Below are 19839 nucleotides of genomic sequence, written 5' to 3' on the forward strand. Positions count from 1 at the left end.
TACAATGACAAACATAATACTACAAAAAACACGCTACCTCAAAGCACTGATGCTTACGATACTCGTAGGCTTTTTTGCGTTTGACGGGAGCGCGCAAAGTTTTACAAGTTCAAATGTACCTGCAGGACCATATTATGCAGGAGCAGCTGTAACTGTAAGTTATGAAGCTACCGGTTTCCCGGGTAGTACTCGATTTATCCTTTGGGATGATGTAGACAATAATGATGATATTGATGTTGATGAGACTATTTTTGGAATGTCAACAGTTCAAGATGCTTCTGAAGACATAGATTTTAATTGGCCAGGTGACGATGTGCAGTTGAAGTTAGGAGGATTCTCTGGTAATGTCGTAGAGGGTGAAATTGTGAGTTTTACAGATGCAGATATTAGTACTGTAGGTACCACAAGTGGAGGCACATTTAAATTCTTTAATCAATCTAGTGCTAGATCATTAACAACAAATGAAATTGATTTGGACACTTCTGATCCTGTAACATTATCATTTAATTTAGGGGATTTTGGTTTTGATGCAACTAATCCAATTGAGGTTGTTTTTTCAACAAATAACTTCTCTAGTGAAACTGCCTTAACAGAAGATAATTCGGGATTGACTGAATTTGAAAATGGAGGAAATTTAGAATTTACTCTTCCAAGTGGAGCAAAAACTGCTACTACTAGATTTAGGATTCAGCAAACTGGAACCGTTAACTATGGTACATCTCAGGTTTGGTCAGTAGATATTAATACACTGGAAGTTGAAATAGGAGAAACATATGAATTAATAACCCCTCCAGGTTTAGAGGTTGATCAGTTTATTAATATAATTACTCCTTCATTAACAATAAATGATATATTAAATGATGATTTGGTATCATTTGGAAATGCCTATGCTGGCGAAGAATTAACTGTTGAAGCTGAATTATTAAATGTAGATTTAACTGCGTTAAGTTTCGCTGCTACAGTTACTAACACTGATAATGGCGAAACATACCTTTTAGATACTGCTCCTAGTGATATTACGATAGATAATACAGCAGGAGTCAAAACAATCAGCTTAGTAGGAACTGTACCAGCCGACATAACCTATTATAACGCTGGAAATGGATGGGTTGTTGATCTGTATGCATACAGTGGAAGTGAATTATTGTTGGGAACTTCTGAATTTTACGATTTTACTGCAGGTTTGCCAACAGACTTTGAACAAGTTGGTGGTACACAAAATGGTGTTGATGGTTTGGTGTTTGATGAGGCAGGAGAAAGAAGTTTAACTACTGTTCCCTACAATTTATCTAGTACAGATGGAGTTTTAACTTTTAATGCAGCCAGAAAAGATGATGTATTAAGTCCTCCTGGAACAAACTTAATTGTGGAGTATTCAACAGATGGAGAAAATTATACAGAATTGGTTAGCTTAAGTTTGAATTCATTAACTGCTACTGGATTAACTGAGGTGGTATTTGATACATGGCCAGCTGGAGTGGTTTCTTCTACAACGCAATTCAGATTTAGACAGGAATCAAATAATGGTTCAAATCTAGATGCATTCATTATTGAAGATTTGTTAATTGAAAATGAGACTAATGTTGTTGCTGGTAATGTTGTAGATAGAACTTTTGCAGATGCGAATTATACAATACTAAGTCCTAATATTACATTGGATAACTTTGTTGTGGGTGGTGATGGTTTAGCTTTCCCTATGGAACAACTTGATTTAACTTACACAATCAATGAAGGAGCATTTCCTGCCAATACAGAAGCAACAGCATATGTTCAAAGAGTAGGCGATCCTGATTTTGACGTTAAGATTGGTACTACTTCTGATGTTGCAGGAGAAACAATCACTATTACTGTACCTCCATTTGAAGCAGGAAACTATACTGTCTATTTCAGTACGTTAAATGGTCAAAATTATTTTAGTACTACGTTATCAATCTTTGATTTAGGACTAGATATCACAAGTGTAGAATATAATGATCCAGTTGTAGTAGCTGAGGATGAATTTACTTATCCAGGGTCAGCTATTACTGTTAATTATTCATTGCAAGGAACTCCTGGATCTGGAGCTGAATTAATGGTGAGTGTTTATGATAACAATCCAGATGTTGATGATTGGGTAATGATTGGTTCAACCACAACACTTGATGGAGCGGTAACAGCTACTTTACCTACTGGAATAGATTACGATGCTAATCCTGATGTTAGGCTAAGTATTGGTACTAGTGGAACTTATGATAATTTCTTTTTCGAAACTATTGTATCGGAAGAATTTGAAGGGGACCCTTTGCCAGCTTCAATTTTTGAATCTTCAACTGGTACATCCAATAACTTCCCAAGCAAGCCAGACAGCTTTACTGGCTCGGGAGTGAGATCTGCTACTACTGTTCCATTTGATTTTTCATATGGTGGTGAGGTAGATATTGAGATTGATGAAGATAATGGGAATCATTTAGGAACATATGATGTCAAACTACAAGGTTCAATTGATGGAACTAATTGGGAAGATTTAGATGAAGAAGGAGTTGGTGCAGGTAGTATTGTAACATTGTTTGCAGATGTACCTAATTCTTTATGGTCTGCTAACACTCAATTTAGAATTATTTATAATGAGGATGAGGCATTTGGAGTAAATGAAAATGTTATTCAAATCAATGAAGTTATTATTGAAACACCTGAGTTCATGGAAGCTTCCTTTGATGACGAGCCATTTAATTTAATCATTCCTTCTTTATCAGTTAGTGATTATGACAAAACTGCTTTTGCAATGGGTGAAGAAGTGAGCATTAATTATAATGCTGTTGGTTTCCCTGCAAGTACAGAGTATGCTGCTGTGGTAGAACAAGGTGGAGAATTTTATGTTGCAGGAACTTCTGCTGATGAAGATGCTGGAACTATCACTGCAATTATGCCTGTTGCTTTTGAAAATCCAATGAACAATTATGATTTAAGAATTGTGCCATTTGAACCAGCATCAGCAGGTGGAGATTATAAGCAAGGAGAAACAATCCTAATTAATAGTGAGGAAGATTTCATGATTATTAATGGTCAAGATCCAACTTGGGCTAATAATTATACTGTTTTTAATTTTGATCAAGCTGGGGATAGAGAGCTACTTACTACGGATTTCGATTTATCAAATACTACGTCCGCCACTTTGAATTTTAATTTCAATACTTTCTTTGGATATGGTAGCTATGCTGTAAATGCAAATAAAAATACTGTTCCAAGATTAGAGATTTCTACTGATGGTGGAGCTACTTTCCAAGTAGTACCTGTTTACGAATTAGAAGATGGCGAAGAGCAAATTTATGATGACGGCTTATTCTACCTTCAGCAAGGTTATGGAGTAGAGTTACCTGCTGCAGCATTGACAGAAGCTACTCATTTCAGATTTTCACAACCATTAAATTTAGGTTCAGGTGCAAATTCATGGAGTGTTGATAATATTTCATTAACATTAAATGACGATAACAGATTGCCTGATTTCCAGTTTAATGATAATATCAACGGTAATAATCCAACAACAATTACAATCACTGCTCCAAGTTTGGATGGCTACGATTGGATGCAAGCTGTTTTGGATGATGCCGTATTTAATGGTGAAACATTCGATTATTCATGGGATATAGCAGAAGGATTTAATGCTTCTGATGTAGATGCATTCCCTGCTGGAACTAGTTTCACCTTCTACTTAGAAGAAAGTGGCGATTACGTAATGAATCCAGATACTGGAATGCCTTATGTTTTAGGTAGCACAACTTCTATAGGAACATTCGAAGCTGAAGTACCATTCTTTGTAGTGAATGGAAACTATAACGTAAGATTGGCTGCATCAATTGAAATCGAAGGTGAAAATGGCCCAGAAGATTATTTCTTCTATGGTGATGAAGAAACTGGTGAAGATGTTGGTGATTTAGATGTATTCTTAAGAGCTGCAAAATTAGTTTATCAAGGAGATGAAAATGCAAATATATATGCCGGACAGGATGTAGAATTTGCCATCCAATTAGAGAATGATGAAACCAATAATGCGCCAACTGCAGGTTTATTTGCTAATTTATTATTAGTTACTAATGAAGGTGATTATTTATTAGCAGCCCAAGAAGGTCTAGGCAATATTACGGTTGCTATGCCTACTTGGTTCAACGGAACTGCTGATTTCAAACTTCAATTGACTGAGAATGAAGCATTAGGTGATGTAGGAACTATCATCAATGATTCTGAATTGGAAAATCTAGAAGAAAATGTAAGTAATTTCTCATCTGAATTATTTAGTGATTACATAGAAGCAGAAATGAGTGGTAACGTACAAGTAGTACAAACCAGAAAGTTTTCTAAAGAAGAATTTAATAATATTTATAACGTAAGTTATACTTTAGGATTGTCTGATGTTACTGGTACAACTACCACGACATTAGAATATTCTACTGATGATGGTGAAAATTGGAACTTTATAAGAAGTGATAATCATCCTAATGGAAGTTATTTTAAGAATGATGGGTTAAATACAACCATTGAAAATAACATGGAAGCAGAAGGATTTATGTTACGTTGGGTTCAAACTGCTCCAAATGGGATTTTTACTATTCAAAATCTTAATATTAATGTCGATGGCCAATCTTTTGATGAATTTAACATGGAAGATTATCCTGCCAATTTCACTATTGGTAATGCCACTAAATCAGATATTGATTTTGATGGTACTTCTGGTAGAAGAATGGTGACCACCAGAACTTTCACTGTTGAGGAGCTAGAGAATACTAGGGCTTTTGGTTTTGATCTTACTTTCAATCAATTGCCTGGAGATTTAACAGCTGATCAATATGTAGTATTTGAGTATTCTACAGATGGTGGTTCAACTTATACTGAATTGCAACAATATCCTGAAATGGATGCCGAGACTACATTAAATGGAGAACGTTTCCTATATGCGGTTTCTACAGACATGAAAGAAAATGGTGTTAAATTCAGATGGAGACAGGAAGAAAATAAGGGTAATGTGAGTTTAGACAACCTTAGCTTCTTGTTTGGTGAAACCATTCCATTTGATTACATAGATGCTTCTGAATTTATCAATCAACAAGCATTCTTGATTACTTCTATACCTTCTGAAGCTTGTATCTCAGATGAGATCACGATTTCTTATGAAGTAAGAGGTAGATTAGGAGATAATGATTTCCTTAAAATTACTTATTCAGATGCCTTTGGTTCATCAAACGAACTTTCGCCTGAGTTTATAGCAGATGGAACAACTGGAGATATCAGCTTTGAGCTTCCTTCAAATGCCGTAACAGCTGGAGTAAATAATCAATTCTTCAAGTTTGAAATAGAAGGTAATGTTGAGTCACAAACAGCTGGTTCTTTTAATCAAATAAATGGAACCGAAACAGAAGAATCTACTGAGATCGTTGCGCCTTTAAATACAGAAGCTTCATTTACAGTAAATGATCCTCTGGCTTGTGAAAGCGAAGACGTAATGGTAGAGCTGAATAATGCAGACTTACAGGATTATTTCTTGTACGAGATTGTAGATGCTGCAGACGGGACTGTTTTAGGTAGCTTAACTAGAGATCCTGAAATGCCAGAAAACCAAATTAATATTGGACAAATCACGGCAACTACGGATTTAGAGTTAAGAGTTACAGCTCAATCATCTGCTGGAACTGTATGTAATACATTAACCACTTCTGAAGAAACGGTAGAAATACTTCAGAATTTCGAATTGTATTCTTATGCTACCCCAGATCAAAACTGGAAACTTGTGAATGCGGGTGCAAGCTTGAATTCTTGTAATGCAGCAGGAGAAGTTCAGTTAAGTGTAAGAAGACTATTGGAAAATGGAAATACAACCGCTGGCGGGACTACTTTGGTCGAATGGTTTAGAGATGACTTGAATAATCAAGTGGCAATCAATACAACCTCAATAAATGATACTGACATGGAATTGTCAGGTGAGTATTTCGCTAGAGTAACCACTGCAAGTTGTGTTTATACTACTGAAAGGATTCAAATCAATTTGGAACCAACTCCTGATCAGCCAACTGTAACAGTTGTAAGTGGAGATTTAGCTGCTTGTAATTCGGCAGATCCGGTTGTTTTAGAAGCTCCAGAAGGATTTGAATACTACCTATGGAGTAATGGTAAAACTTCAAGATCGATTACTGTGGAAGACCAAGGGTCATATAGTGTTCAAGTTTCTAACTTACCGTTTGGCGTGGGATGCACAAGTCCTTCATCAGCTTCAGTTGATGTTGATCGTTACGAGGTTCCAGAATTCTCAGTAAGAAATGAGGATACTAATGAAATAATTGGTGCTGGAGAGGAGATTTTGGTTTGTGAAGATTTTGATATAGAATTATTAGAAGATGGAAATCAAAATAATTCTGGTGTGGTACAGATCCTTAGGGATGGTGCAGATTATGCTGTAGTAGAAGCAGGAACTTCTGAATTCACTATTGATGAGTCAGGTACTTACTCTTTGGTTTGGAATTTTGATGCTATCAATGTTACAGAATGTTCTGCAACTTCGAATGAATTTGTGGTTACAATCGTTGAAGCTCCAACTGCTTCACCAGCACTGACAGCGACTGGAGATCTTACTTTCTGTGAAGGTGAAGGAACAGTTACTTTAACTGCTGCTGAAGGCTTTGAGTATTACAGATGGAGAAGAAATGGTGGAACCATTACAAATTCTAATCAAGGTTTAGCTAATAACAACATTTTAGAGGTAAGTACCACCGGTACATACACTGTGGAAGTTGGAAATGCAGCGGGTTGCTGGTCACCAGAATCTAATGCTGTTGCTGTGAATGTTATATTAGAACCTACAGTGCCAGGTACAAATGGAGGTAATGGATTTGCTTCATTCAATCAAGCAAATGTATCTTGTGGAGAAGGAGTTGTAGAGTTTGATGTCGAAAATGAGGATAATTTTGCTATGACTTATCAGCTCTATAACGGCAATACTGGTCAACCTTCTGGAAACCCAGTAACAATTGCTCCAAATACCTTAGGAACAATTATTTCTGATGTTGTAACTGAGGATGGAACTCCATTCTATGTAGAGGCAATGTATGCTGACGGAACTGGTTGCTCTAATGTTGACCCATCTGTTGTAGTAAATGCACAGATTAGAAATATTACCTTGGAAGTTCAGGGAGCACAATTAATAGCCAGTTACTCTGGTAGCGGAGTAAATGATATTAGATGGTTTAGAGATGGAGTTTTACTAACCAATGCCAATAGTTCTACTATAACTATAGCTGATGCAGCTGAATATGAAATAGAAGTAGAATATAATGATGGCTGTGTTATCTCTGCTAGCTCTGCTGATATAGCTGGTAAAGTATTAGCTAACAGAGAAGGAATGGATATGCAAGTTACTTCTTATCCGAACCCTACTCTGTCTGATGTTACTTTAAATGTGAATAGCCAGTATATGGGTAAACATGAAGTAATTATTACTTCTATGACTGGTCAAATTATGTTGCAATCAAGCTTTGAGAAATCAAGCTTTGAGACAGAACATGCAATGGACGTTGCGAACCTTGAGGAAGGTATCTATAATGTTCAGATCCGTCATGACGGTTTAACTCAAAATGTAAGAATCATTAAAAAATAAGAATCATGAAAAGATTATTAAATTATATGATGTTCATAGGGATAGCCACTTTGGCTATCTCCTGTGCTGAGCCACAAGAACCCTCTGCTGGTGAAAGAGTAATTGGGAACTGGTCGGTTGTAGAGTATTACGTTCAAGGTCAGGTTGATGATGGCGATCTGATTGATAGATTAATTATCGAACGTGACGGTAATTTTATTCTAGAAGATGGAAATGGTGTTTTGACTGTTGGTACTTGGTCAGCTGATGATACAGCTTTGACGCTTAGTCCAGCTGAAGGTGAAGCAATAGTTTTAAATATTGTTACACTTACCTATTCGAAAGGTCATTTTATCCAGAATCTGAGCAGCCCTATTTTAGGAGATGTTGAGATTCGATATCTTTTGGATAATGAAGGTGAAGGAGATTACTCCGGATCCGGAACTTGATATACATAATACTTTTATTTCAAACCCTGACAGGCTTTGCTTGTCAGGGTTTTTTATGAATTTTGAGTAACAAATTTTGATTCTTCATTTTAAATTAATAAGCTTGCTTCATCAAAGTTAAAATGAAGTCGATAAATCAAACATATCAATTCCAAGCAAATGCAATTGCCCAATTGCATAATGGGATGATTACGGCTTCTTTTGCAATTACTACATCTACTATTACAACCCCATTGCGGGGTTAATATTTTCATATCGCCATAAGGCATGTTTTGCCATAAATTCTAACCAATTGATGCAGTAGGTCAGACGATAGTCAGACCAGATTAAAGTGCTTCTATGCTTCGTTCTGAGAGTTAAAACTTTCTGAACGATAAATGGAACTGCCATTTAAAAGCTAGCTCGAGCTTCCCAGCTCGTGCTAGCGTTCCTGCAAACGTCATAAAAAACAAACTAATGAAAGTATTAAAATTTGGAGGTACTTCCCTTGGAAGCCCCGATAACATAAAAAAAGTAAAAGCAATAGTGACTGAAAAATCTCAAAATAGTCAAGTGGTCATAGTCGCTTCGGCTTTTGGAGGAGTTACTAACCATTTGTTGGAGATTAGTAGATTGGCTGAAAAAGGAGAAGATAATTATAGATCTAAACTTGATGAGCTGATTAACCGACATCTCCAAGCAGTTCAAGACTTACTAGGTGCTAAAGCCCAAAGTGGAATTATGGCTAAGGTGAGATTAGTACTTAATGAAGTAGAAGATATCCTTAAAGGGGTGTTTTTAATTCAAGAAGTATCCAATAAAACATTGGATAAAGTTTTAGGAGCTGGAGAAGTTTTATCAGCTCTCATTGTCAATGAATTCTTTCAGCAAGCAGGGTTAAAGAGTAGGTTGATTAACCCTCAAGATTTCATCATCACAGATAGTGAATTTGGAAAGGCTAATGTGGATATGGCTTTAACCGAAGAGAAAATCAATAGTTATTTCCAAAAATTGGATGGAGATGTGTTAGTTTGCCCTGGCTTCGTAAGTAGGGATTCATATGGCAACAGTACTACTTTGGGAAGAGGAGGATCTGATTATACAGCTGCTCTGATAGCTGCGGCTTTAGATGCACCAGCCTTGGAAATCTGGACAGATGTGAGTGGAATGATGACTGCCAGCCCAAAATACGTGAAACAGGCTTTTGCTATTCCTGAAATTAACTATGAGGATGCCATGGAATTGACTCATTTTGGTGCGAAAGTTTTATATCCGCCTTCAGTTCATCCTGTTTATAAAAAGGGAATTCCTATTTATATCAAAAATACTTTTGAACCCAATGCCCAAGGGACCAGAATTCATGAGTATGCTGAGCCCGATTCTCATTCGATAAAAGGGATATCCTGTATTGAAAATATTGCGCTTTTCAATCTTTCCGGGAGTAGTATGGTGGGAATACCCTATTTCTCACATCGTTTATTTGAAGCACTAGCTCAAGCGAAAGTAAGTGTGATTCTCATTACTCAGGCTTCTTCAGAGCATAGTATTTGTGTAGCCATAGATTTAGAGGATATGCATAAAGCAAAAGCAGCTATAGAAAATGCTTTTGCTTTGGAATTTAGAGAGAAAATGCTTGATCCGCTTTATGTTGAAATCGATTTAGCAATTGTGGCGTTGGTAAGTTCTCAAATGAAGAACCAAATAGGATTGAGCGGTAAAATGTTTAGTGTACTAGGTCAAAATGGTATAAATATTAAAGCCATAGCTCAAGGTTCATCAGAGAAAAATATTTCCGCTGTAATTGATAAAAAACAAATCAAAAAAGCGCTTAATACTTTGCATGAAAGCTTCTTTTTATCCGATCTGAAAAGAGTGAATTTATTTATTGTTGGAACTGGAAATGTAGGGGAAACGCTGATAGATCAATTGCATCAGCAATCAGAGTATTTAAAGGAGCATAATCAAATTGATTTGAGAATTAGTGGAATTGCCAATTCTCGTAAAATGCTTTTTGATTTGAATGGAATTCCTTTCGAAAATGCTGTAGAAATTTTAATGGAGAAGGGAAAAGAAATGAATCTGGATGGATTTTTAGATGAAATGAAAGCTTTAAACTTAAGAAACAGTATTTTCATTGATAATACAGCACACGAAGTGGTGGCTGATACTTATTCCGATATTTTATCTAATAGCATTTCTGTAGTTACTCCTAATAAGATTGCTTGTACTGGTAAATATGAAGAATATAAAAACCTAAAGAATTTGGCCTTAAAATTCAGAAGTCATTTTCGCTTTGAAACCAATGTTGGTGCAGGATTGCCAGTGATCAATACTTTAGATGATTTGATTAAAAGTGGAGATGAAATTTTAGGAATCCAGGCTGTATTATCGGGTAGCTTAAATTTTATCTTCAATAATTATACGGGAGAAGGAGATTCCTTTGCAGATGTTGTGAAGCAGGCGCAGGAGGAAGGCTTTACTGAGCCCGATCCAAGGATTGATTTAAGCGGAGTAGATGTAAAAAGAAAAATTTTAATACTGCTTAGAGAAAGTGGATTTGAAATGGAACTGAATGATATTGAAACGATTCCATTTATTCCGGAAACTTGTATGCAAGCTGAAAATGTAGAGAATTTTTTTGAAGCTATAGAACAGGAGGAATCACATTTTAGGCAGTTACTAGAAGAAGCGAATGCCGAGGGTAAAAAGTTGAAATATGTAGCCACTTTCCAAGATGGAAAAGCGAATACGGGCTTGGAGAAAATTGCAACAGATAGTCCTTTGTATAATTTAGAAGGGAAAGATAATATCGTACTATTCAATACTAAGAGGTATCCTGAGCAACCGTTGGTGATTAAGGGAGCAGGAGCAGGTGCAGAAGTAACGGCCTCTGGCATCTTTGGCGATATAATTAGGATTGCAAATGCTCTTTAAAATAAATTAAAAGAAGTGAGAAATGAATAAGATAAAAGTATTCGCTCCCGCAACTATTGCCAATGTAGGCCCTGGATATGATATTCTTGGACTGGCTTTAGAAGGTGTAGGCGAGCATTTAGAAATGGAGTTATTGGATTCCGATGAAATTATAATTCATCCCATTCCAGATTACCCTGATTTGCCTTTAACCCCAAATGAAAATATTGCAGGAATAGTAGCCAAAGCTATGCTAAATCATTTGGGCAGAAAGCAGGGTTTAAGCATTAAAATTCAGAAAGCAGTAAAGCCTGGAAGTGGATTAGGCTCAAGTGGTTGTACGGCAGCAGCTACGGCTTTTGCGCTCAATGAATTATTGGATACAGCTTTTACGCCACTTGAATTGGTAGAATTTGCTATGTTAGGAGAAAAAGCCACTTCAGGAAAAGCACATGCAGATAATGTGGCGGCTTCTTTAATGGGCGGTTTTTGTATCATTAAAAGTTATCACCCATTGGAGATTTTAAATATTCCTTTTCCCAAAGATTTACAAATAGTAGTGGCACACCCACAAATTGAAGTAAAAACAGCTGATTCAAAGAAAATATTGAAGAAAGAGATGATTTTGCCTGATGTGATAACCCAAATGGGAAATATTGCAGCTTTGATTAGCGGACTTACCACCTCTAATTTTGATTGGATTAGATCTGGTATGAATGATTTGATAGCAGAACCCATTCGGTCTTATCTTATTCCAGGATTCAGACAGGCTAAATCATTAGCTATGGAAAATGGGGCTTTGGGCTGTAGTATTTCGGGTTCTGGACCATCCATTTTTGCTTTTTGTGAAGATGCAAATCAAGCAATAGAGATCGGTGATAAATGGAGTCAATATTATACTGGTTTAGAAGTTGATTCCGTAATTTATTCATCCAAAATTAATCCTAAAGGAACGCATAAAATTGAATCATCATGAACTACTACAGCGCTAAAAATAAAAGGTTAAGAAAGCCTTTTCGGGAAGCAGTTATAGAAGGATTGCCTTCTGATAACGGCTTATTTATGCCAGAGAGGATTACTCAATTGCCTAATGGATATTTTGGAAATATAGTGGATAAGACTATTCAAGAGGTTGCTTTTGATGTTTTAAAACCATTTGTGGAAGATGATCTGAATGAGCAGCAATTACAGTCTATCATTCAAAAAACCTTTTCATTTGATTTTCCACTCAGAAAAATCAAGGGCAATCATTATGCATTAGAATTATTCCATGGACCAAGTTACGCGTTTAAAGATATAGGAGCTACATTTTTGGCTTTGTGCCTAGAAGAGTTTTACAAAGATCAGCAAGAAAAATGTACGATCTTGGTAGCCACCTCTGGAGATACTGGTGGTGCAGTGGCTGCAGCTTTTTCAAAGGTGAAAAATATTGAGGTTGTGATTCTCTATCCTTCAGGAAAGGTAAGTGAATTGCAGGAAAGGCAGCTGACAACTTTTGATGAAAATGTAAAGGCATTAGAAATTGAAGGTGATTTCGATGATTGTCAGCAATTAGTGAAACAAGCATTTCTGGATGCTGATTTGAGAAAACGGCTGAATATAAGCTCTGCCAATTCGATTAATGTTGCCCGTTTTTTACCTCAAATGGTCTATTATTTTGCTCCTTTTATTGAATTTGGCAAAGAACCTCTAACGATAGCTGTTCCAAGTGGAAATTATGGCAACCTGACTGCTGGATTGATTGCACAAAAAATGGGCTTACCAGTAGAACAATTTATTGCTGGGGCAAATAGGAATGATGTCGTTCCTAGATATTTGAATAGTGGCAAATATGAACCACAAGAAACTATTCAAACGATCTCAAATGCGATGGATGTAGGTAATCCAAGCAACTTCCAGCGAATGATGGATTTGTTTTCGGAGAAAGAAATCAAGGAAATAGTAAAAGGGTTTGCCTTTTCAGATGAGGATACTTTAGAGTTGATGAAAAAAGTATATATAGAAAGTGACTATTTATTAGATCCTCATGGAGCAGTTGGCTATTTAGCCTTAGTAGAACAGATGAAAACTTCAAAGGGTAAAGGAATTGTACTTGAGACAGCTCATCCATGTAAATTTATGGATGTGATCAAGAAAGTAGCGGATGAAAATATTTTGCCCGATTCAGCCCAAGCTCTAATGCAGAAGGAAAAGAAGAGTGTGAAGATGGAAGTGGATTATGAAGTATTTAAGGATTATTTACTGCAGTAAATAATTGTTTAAATGGTTGGTGCGCCACCAACCATGGATTCTACCCCGGTCGGTGGTACACCGACCGGAATCCACGGTAAATATTTTGAATAATCCTGGCAGGTTTTGATTAAAACTAAAATATAGAAAAATAGGTCTGATTAGGGTTACTTTATTTCATTTCCAATTAAAATCAATTCTTCTTGTGGTGCAGTTAAATATTCTGCACCATTTTCAGTCACCACCACCATTTCCTCTACAGAAATAGTTTTTTCTCCCCCTTTAATTTTCCAGGCATAAAATCCATCATAAGCGAAGACCATTCCTTCCCGAAGTGGTTTTAAAGCCGCTTTAGAAGGGGTGATTCCTTCTTGTCCACCGCCTAAGGACGGACCAACATCATGAGCAACATAGCCAACAGGATGCCCAGTGCTCCATGGGACTGGTAGTGAACCATTTTCTTTCATCCATTCTCTTTGAGCTTTGTCTAGTTCATAACCAGAAATGCCAGGCTTCATGTTTTCAAATACCAATCGATGACCTCTTTTTGCTACATCCCAATAGCGTTGGATATCTTCAGGAGCTTTTTCTTCACCCTCTTTCAATACATAAGCAAAACGCTGTATGTCGGTTACCCAAATACCATAAACTTTTATTCCAAAATCTGTTTGGATGACGTCTCCTGGCATGATTACTTTTTCGGTGGCATGAGAATGTCCTCGATCTGGGCCAGAGTTTACATTAGGGTTTTGTTCAGGATTCCAGCCGTCTTCATAGCCGTATGCTTTTATCTTTTCATTTAAAAATTCTGCAACCTCAGCATCATTAGTTTTGCCAGGGATAATGGTCTCATAAGCCTCCAATTCCCATTTTCCAGTAATTTCAGCTGCCTTTCTCATGATTTCAATTTCTTCTGGAAGTTTGATGGAAAGCCATTCGTAAACTAACTCTTCAGCTGAAACCAATTTCTCTTCCCATTCAGTACCAAAGCTTTCAGCTAATTTTTGATATTGACTATGGCTCAAACCATCGGCAGTTGAATTGGAAGAGCTCATATTGACGGCAATTTTACCAGAATTTAGCTCCTTAACGAAATCAGTTGCCAATTTAAAAACATCCTGTCCTCTGGAAATGCTTACAATGCTGTCGTGCAATCCTAATTCTTTTAATGCAGTTACTTCGCCAAAAGAACAAAAAACTATCGACTGAACTTTGTCATCTGATTTGTAAAAGACATAAAAGGAAGTGCCGCCAGCATTTTCACCTCCTATGTGTAAAGCCATCGGATCATTATTATTTTCCCGACAAATCACCATCCAAGCATCTATTTCAGCTCTATCCATAGCTTCAGGTAATAATTGATTAATTCGCTTTTTGCGGATTTCAGGCCAAGGGTTTTTGCCAGTGAAAGGGTTGTCTATTTTTTCTACCTGCTTCTCTTCATCTATCTGATTTTGGCAAGAGAATGCAAAGAAGAAGGAAATCAGAATTACTAGGGCGTTTTTCATTTGAAGTATGATTAGACATTAGCAAGCAATTTACATTTTTATTTGAATTGCATAAAAAAGCCCTCATCATTTCTGATAAGGGCTTCATACTAGAATTATTAAAGTCTAATTACTTCGCATAAGAAACAGATCGCATTTCACGGATAACCGTTACTTTTATCTGTCCCGGGTACTGCATGTCTTTCTCTATTTTTTGAGATATATCAAATGACAATTGTCCTGCCTTTTGATCAGATACATTTTCAGCATCGACCATCACGCGTAGTTCACGTCCAGCTTGGATAGCATAGCATTTATTTACACCATCAAAGTTCAAGGCAAGCTCTTCAAGCTCTTTTAGTCTTTTGATATAACTATCCATGATTTCTCTCCTTGCACCAGGTCTTGCGCCTGATATAGCATCACAGGCCTGCACAATAGGGGAGATTAAGGTAGTCATTTCAATTTCATCATGGTGAGCTCCAATTGCATTCAAAACTTCAGGATGCTCTTTGAATTTCTTGGCGAACTCCATTCCGATAATAGCATGTGGTTGTTCTGGCTCTTCAGGCCAAACCTTTCCAATATCATGCAATAGCCCAGCTCTTTTAGCCAATTTAGGATTCAAACCTAATTCTGATGCCATAGTAGCACACATATTGGCAACTTCTCTTGAGTGTTGCAATAAGTTCTGTCCATACGAAGAACGGAACCTCAATCGACCTACCATTTTGATTAATTCAGGATGAAGACCATGAATCCCTAGATCGATAACCGTTCTTTCACCGATTTCAACTATTTCCTCATCAATATTTTTGGTGGTTTTATTTACGATTTCTTCTATTCGTGCAGGGTGGATTCTGCCATCCTGTACCAATCGGTGTAATGAAAGTCTTGCAATTTCTCTTCTTACTGGATCGAAACCTGAAATGATGATAGCTTCGGGCGTATCGTCTACTATGATTTCAACCCCAGTTGCTGCTTCTAAAGCGCGGATATTTCTACCTTCTCTACCGATGATTTTACCTTTGATATCATCACTTTCGATATTGAAAATGGATACGCAATTTTCTACCGCATGCTCAGTGGCGGTTCTTTGAATAGTAGAGATTACAATTTTCTTAGCCTCTTTCGTAGCTGAAAGTTTGGCTTCTTCCATGATGTCTTTAATCAATGAAGATGCTTTGGTTTCAGCCTCGTCTTTTAAGGTTTCAATTAACTGCTCACGAGCCTCATCCGCAGTTAAATTAGCGGCTTTCTCCAAAATATTAACTTGTTGTTCCTTTATCTTCTCAAGTTCTTCTTTTCGCTTAGCAATTACTTCTAATTGAGCATTTAGGTTCTCTTGTAATTTCTGTGTATCGTTTTCTTTTCTTTTGAATTGCTCAAGCTCTTTGGACAAGTTTTGCTCTCTTTGTTTCAGCTTATTTTCATTAGCTGCCATTTGGCTTTTTCGTTGGCCAATCTCATCCTCGAAGTCTGATTTCTTTTTGAGAAAATGCTCCTTTGCTTCAAGCATTTTATCTTTTTTGGTGTTCTCGGCATTTACTTCAGCTTCACGTACTATCAAAGCGGCTTTGTCTTGCGCTTCTCTCTCTAGCTTGCTAAGTAGGCTTTTTTGAGCAATTTTGCTTAATACAAAACCCAAAAGTAGTCCTACTACTCCAGAAATAATTATGTATATAGTTCCCATTTTTATTTATTATTTAATGGGAAGCGGTGATGTGGATCTAGAACCAAAATTTAATTACTGAAATCTTTGAAGTTTGATCTGATTATCAGATGATTACAAACGTCTCTCAAGTAATTGCCTAATAGGCTCTATTTATTCTGATTGGAAGGGCTTAGATTGTTTGATTGATTAAATGTTCAATAGATTTTATTTTATTCAAAACCGATTCGTCATTGCTTTGTAAATTTTCTTCAACGCCAAATCTGTCAACAATAGCATCAAAAGCTACCATTGAAAGTAAGTCCTGTTTGTCATCAATCCCGAATTTTTCTCTGTAAGATTTCAATCGTTCATTGATTAATTTTCCGGCTCTTCTCACTCTTTCTTCTTCCTCCGCTTTCACTGTCATGGGATATTCCCTGTCAGCAATTTTAATCTTGATTGAAAGTTCTCTCATAAACCGGTTTATCTATTATCTTGTTAAATGCAAAATGCACTTATCAATCTCTTTAATGTAATCGTCAATTTTACCCTTCATTTCAGAAGCCTCTTCTTCACTCTTCCCAATACTTCCTACAATTTTACTAATTTTATCTTGATTTTGAAAGTCGTTAATTTTCTCGTCTTTAGATTTTAAAACAGCTTTTAATTCTTCATTTTCCGCTTTTAAGCTTCTCAATTCATTCTTTGCATTTTGATATTCATTCAAAAGCAATTGAACTTTGCGCTCTAGGGCATTTAATTCGTTATGTGTAGCTGCCTGATTCATTTTATTTTCTGATTACTGCCCCAATTTCATTCTCGAAAGCTTTCATCAGTTTGTCCATTGTTTTATCTATAATCTTATCTGTCAATGTCTTCGTTTTGTCTTGCAAGGTGAAGGATAAAGCATAAGCTTTTTTTCCTTTCTCGATTTTGTCCCCTTGATAAACATCAAAAACATCTATATTACTGATTAAGTATTGCGCTTGTTTCAAGCTTATCTTCTTAATTTCATCATATGAAACATTGTCATCTATTACTAGTGATAAATCCCGCTTCACTTCCGGGAATTTACTTACTGGCTCAAATTGGATATTGACATTGACCATTTTCAATAGTGCCTCCCAATTGACATTAGCATAGAAAACATCTTGCTTCAACCCGCTCAATTTCAGGGCTTTTTTACTTAATTTACCCAGTTCAGCCACTACATTTTGCTTGATTTTTAACTTCAAGCCATAGTCGAAGCAATCGTTATGAAATTCTTCATTTTCAATACTTTCCGCATTAAATTTATCGAAAATTTTTAGAACTGCCGAATAGAGGTCATGAAATTTTACAGATTCATTTTTTCGAATCCAATTTTCGGCTTCGTTTTTCCCTGTCAGGTAAATGCCAAGGCGCATTTCCTCCTTATATTTGGAATTAATTTTTTTATAAACTTTTCCGAATTCATAAAATTTCAAGTCGGTTTGTCTTCGATTGATGTTGTAAGCTAAAACGTCTAAGGCCGTGAACATCAAATCTTGACGCATTACGCCTAAATCCTCACTCAATTTGTTAAGGATTTCAACATTTTCTTTAGAATTGAAACCATCCAATTGTTCACTGAAACCAGGTTTTGTTAGGGAATTGGTCATGATTTCCTGGAAACCATTGGCAGTTAAGAGTAAACCAGCCTCTTTTCTCATTTTAACCGGGTCAACCTCAGGGAAACTTGCCATATAACTGCTAGATAGCGTTTCTGGCAAGGCAATATTGTTAAATCCGTATATTCGGATTATTTCTTCAATTACATCTGCTTCACGGGTGACATCCACTCGATAAGGCGGAACTATCGCTTTGAAGCCAGTCTCGATTTTGTCAGTAGTTTCAATATCCAATCTATTGAGAATGGTATGAATTTCATCCTGCTCCAATTTTTTGCCAATCAATCGGTCGATGTTTTTATATTTCATCATTACTTCTCGATTTGGAATGGCTACTGGATACTCATCCTGAATTTCACTACTGATTTGTCCACCCGCTACTTCCTGAATCAATAAGGCAGCTCTTTTGAGGGCGTAAACCGTAATATTAGGGTCAGTCCCTCTTTCATAGCGAAATGAAGCATCCGTTTTTAGTTGATGGTGCTGCGATGTTTTTCTAACACTGTCTGCAGAGAAATATGCAGATTCTAAAAATACTTTTGTGGTGTCATCCTTAACTCCTGAATCAATTCCACCAAAAACTCCTGCTATGCAAAGTGGATTTGAATCTCCATCACAGATCATTAAATCTTTAGCCGACAGTTTTCTTTCTTTTTCATCTAAAGTGATGAATTTACTTCCTTCAGCTAAATTTTTAACTTTGATGGTATTGCCTGAAATTTTGTCAGCATTGAAAGCATGAAGCGGTTGGCCTAATTCGTGCATTACGTAATTCGTTACATCTACCACATTGTTGATAGGCTGTAAACCAATGCTTTTCAAGGTATTTTGTAACCAATCAGGGCTGGGTGCCACTTTGATTCCTGAGATGCTCAAGCCGCTATAGCGAGGGCAAGCCTCTTTGTTTTCCACTTCTACTGTGATAGGTAGATCTTGATTATCTACTTTGAAATCTAGGATTGAAGGAAATTTTACTGCTTCACCCGTTACAGCTTTGATATCTCTAGCTGCTCCGATATGCCCCATGGCATCAGCACGATTCGGTGTGAGGCCAATTTCGTAAACAATGTCCGATTCAATATTGAAATACTCTGCAGCAGGAGTTCCATTAGGTTTATCTGTATCCAAAACCATAATACCATCATGACTTGCACCCATGCCAATTTCGTCCTCAGCGCAAATCATTCCCATGCTAACTTCTCCGCGAATTTTGGATTTTTTGATTTTGAAAGGCTCATCAGGATTTGGGTAAAGCGTGGAATTCACCGTTGCCACTACTACTTTTTGTCCTGCAGCTACATTTGGTGCTCCACAAACAATTTGGACAGGCTCATGCTCACCAATATCAACTGTGGTGATTTTTAATTTATCTGCATTCGGGTGTTTTTCACAGGTTTTGACTTCACCTATCACCAATCCTTTCAATCCGCCAGGAACGGTTTCAATTTCCTCCATTCCCTCTACTTCTAGTCCGGTATTGGTCAAGGTTTCTGAAAGTTCTTCAGGAGATTGTGTAATATTTATATAGTTCTTTAACCAGTTTAAAGCTATCTTCATTTCTGTATTTTTATACTTCTCTATTAATAAATATGGATTTTTAGTAGTCCATTTTATTTTCTAAAAACAAAATTAAAGAAATGATTGATAAGGAGAATGATTAATTACGCTTATTCGTAATTTTTCCTGTTTTATTTGTGGTTGTTGCCCCGAATCTTAAAAGGCATTACTATATAAAGTAAAATATTATTGAATTATGTCAAGCAGAATGGTGACACCCCCCTTCGCCCCGCCAGCTGGCGGGGGAGCCGCACAGAATTTACATTGATTTTTTAATTTGATTTAGCATCATTTGCACAAAAGATTTACTTGATAATTGACAAAA

At 36.6% G+C, this 19839-nt stretch carries 10 protein-coding genes; 5 read left to right on the top strand and 5 right to left on the bottom strand.

From position 1 onward, the window contains the following. Positions 1 to 4 precede the first annotated feature (4 nt). From FTRAC_RS14295 to thrC, 5 genes are all read left to right on the top strand, one after another. Entirely contained in the window at positions 5 to 7618 is a 7614-nt protein-coding gene (locus tag FTRAC_RS14295; protein ID WP_013454980.1) for a T9SS type A sorting domain-containing protein, read from the top strand. Between the two features lie 5 nt (positions 7619 to 7623). Then, positions 7624 to 8046, top strand: coding sequence for a lipocalin-like domain-containing protein (locus FTRAC_RS14300; protein WP_013454981.1), 423 nt, complete (start codon positions 7624 to 7626; stop codon positions 8044 to 8046). Between the two features lie 456 nt (positions 8047 to 8502). Beyond that, positions 8503 to 10959, top strand: a complete 2457-nt coding sequence (gene thrA, locus FTRAC_RS14305) for a bifunctional aspartate kinase/homoserine dehydrogenase I (protein WP_013454982.1) — start codon at positions 8503 to 8505, stop codon at positions 10957 to 10959. 22 nt (positions 10960 to 10981) lie between these two features. Further along, entirely contained in the window at positions 10982 to 11914 is a 933-nt protein-coding gene (locus FTRAC_RS14310; protein WP_013454983.1) for a homoserine kinase, read from the top strand. Continuing rightward, positions 11911 to 13188, top strand: coding sequence for a threonine synthase (gene thrC, locus FTRAC_RS14315; RefSeq protein WP_013454984.1), 1278 nt, complete (start codon positions 11911 to 11913; stop codon positions 13186 to 13188). Before FTRAC_RS14310 ends, thrC begins: the two co-directional genes overlap by 4 nt. Before the next feature lie 146 nt (positions 13189 to 13334). On the opposite strand, the gene FTRAC_RS14320 is transcribed toward thrC, so the two are convergent. From FTRAC_RS14320 to pheT, 5 genes are all read right to left on the bottom strand, one after another. Continuing rightward, positions 13335 to 14675 (bottom strand): M24 family metallopeptidase, encoded by a 1341-nt coding sequence (locus FTRAC_RS14320; RefSeq protein WP_013454985.1) that lies wholly within the window; start codon positions 14673 to 14675, stop codon positions 13335 to 13337. A gap of 109 nt (positions 14676 to 14784) precedes the next feature. After that, a complete protein-coding gene (gene rny, locus FTRAC_RS14325; protein WP_013454986.1) occupies positions 14785 to 16347 on the bottom strand; it encodes a ribonuclease Y in 1563 nt (520 codons plus the stop codon). Positions 16348 to 16498: 151 nt separating this feature from the next. Further along, positions 16499 to 16783: a cell division protein ZapA gene (locus FTRAC_RS14330; protein ID WP_013454987.1), complete on the bottom strand. Its 285-nt coding sequence runs from the start codon at positions 16781 to 16783 to the stop codon at positions 16499 to 16501. A 15-nt stretch (positions 16784 to 16798) separates the two neighbouring features. Next, on the bottom strand, positions 16799 to 17095 hold the full coding sequence (locus tag FTRAC_RS14335) for a hypothetical protein (RefSeq protein WP_013454988.1): 297 nt from the start codon (positions 17093 to 17095) through the stop codon (positions 16799 to 16801). Position 17096: 1 nt separating this feature from the next. Next, positions 17097 to 19514 carry a phenylalanine--tRNA ligase subunit beta gene (pheT, locus tag FTRAC_RS14340; RefSeq protein ID WP_013454989.1) on the bottom strand — a complete coding sequence of 806 codons (2418 nt, stop codon included), beginning with the start codon at positions 19512 to 19514 and terminating at the stop codon, positions 17097 to 17099. Between the last annotated feature and the right edge of the window lie 325 nt (positions 19515 to 19839).

It is taken from the genome of Marivirga tractuosa DSM 4126, assembly GCF_000183425.1.
GTDB lineage: Bacteria > Bacteroidota > Bacteroidia > Cytophagales > Cyclobacteriaceae > Marivirga > Marivirga tractuosa.

What these genes read in the sequence shown, in the direction of transcription:
- FTRAC_RS14335 (WP_013454988.1), bottom strand. Translation starts at nt 17,095, where the DNA reads ATGAATCAGGCAGCTACACATAACGAATTAAATGCCCTAGAGCGCAAA.
- pheT (WP_013454989.1), bottom strand. Translation starts at nt 19,514, where the DNA reads ATGAAGATAGCTTTAAACTGGTTAAAGAACTATATAAATATTACACAA.
- thrA (WP_013454982.1), top strand. Translation starts at nt 8,503, where the DNA reads ATGAAAGTATTAAAATTTGGAGGTACTTCCCTTGGAAGCCCCGATAAC.
- thrC (WP_013454984.1), top strand. Translation starts at nt 11,911, where the DNA reads ATGAACTACTACAGCGCTAAAAATAAAAGGTTAAGAAAGCCTTTTCGG.
- FTRAC_RS14310 (WP_013454983.1), top strand. Translation starts at nt 10,982, where the DNA reads ATGAATAAGATAAAAGTATTCGCTCCCGCAACTATTGCCAATGTAGGC.
- FTRAC_RS14300 (WP_013454981.1), top strand. Translation starts at nt 7,624, where the DNA reads ATGAAAAGATTATTAAATTATATGATGTTCATAGGGATAGCCACTTTG.
- FTRAC_RS14320 (WP_013454985.1), bottom strand. Translation starts at nt 14,675, where the DNA reads ATGAAAAACGCCCTAGTAATTCTGATTTCCTTCTTCTTTGCATTCTCT.
- FTRAC_RS14330 (WP_013454987.1), bottom strand. Translation starts at nt 16,783, where the DNA reads ATGAGAGAACTTTCAATCAAGATTAAAATTGCTGACAGGGAATATCCC.
- FTRAC_RS14295 (WP_013454980.1), top strand. Translation starts at nt 5, where the DNA reads ATGACAAACATAATACTACAAAAAACACGCTACCTCAAAGCACTGATG.
- rny (WP_013454986.1), bottom strand. Translation starts at nt 16,347, where the DNA reads ATGGGAACTATATACATAATTATTTCTGGAGTAGTAGGACTACTTTTG.